The following is a 612-nucleotide window of genomic DNA, read 5'->3' as shown; positions in this document are numbered from 1 at the left end:
TGAGTTCGGTATTCGACTGGACTTAGTCCATCCAATTTTTCTTTTGAACGTTCATGATTGTACCAGTGGATATATTCTTCAATCCGGCTTCTTAAATCCTCAAAGGTAACTAATTTTTCTCCATAGTACATTTCCTGCTTCAAAACACCAAAAAAGTTTTCCATTACAGCGTTGTCTGCGCATGTAGCTTTCCGTGACATGCTTTGGAATACATTATTTTTCTTTAAGGTCTTCACCCATTGATTGTGCTGGTAATGCCAGCCTTGATCAGAATGGATGGTGGTTCGATAGATTGCGTGATTTCTTATTATTTCTATCGTTTCATGTAAAGGTTCCATGACTAGATCTAACGTGGGACGTTTCCTGATTCCGTACGCTATGATTTCTCCGTTATAGCGGTCAAGAATGGGATTTAAATATAACTTCTCTTCGTTTAGACATTTAAATTCTGTAATGTCAGTTACTAATTTTTGTAGAGGGACATGCGTGTTAAACCGGCGTGATAATCGGTTCTTCGCTACCTTTCCAACGTTCCCCTTATACGAATTGTATTTACGGGATTTCCGCATGAATTTTACACATTTCAATCCGAGGTCTCGCATAATACGATAT

At 38.2% G+C, this 612-nt stretch carries 1 protein-coding gene; it reads right to left on the bottom strand.

Translation table 11 applies throughout. The annotated features are described in order from the left end of the window. Positions 1-569: IS3 family transposase (locus tag AM506_RS21810; RefSeq protein ID WP_235576177.1), on the bottom strand; the 569-nt coding region annotated here is incomplete at its 3' end. Between the last annotated feature and the right edge of the window lie 43 nt (positions 570-612).

Source organism: Rossellomorea vietnamensis (assembly GCF_001305855.1).
Classification (GTDB): domain Bacteria; phylum Bacillota; class Bacilli; order Bacillales; family Bacillaceae_B; genus Rossellomorea; species Rossellomorea vietnamensis_A.
Note: the sequence above shows the minus strand (reverse complement) of the source record. Positions and strands in the feature narration are given on the sequence as shown.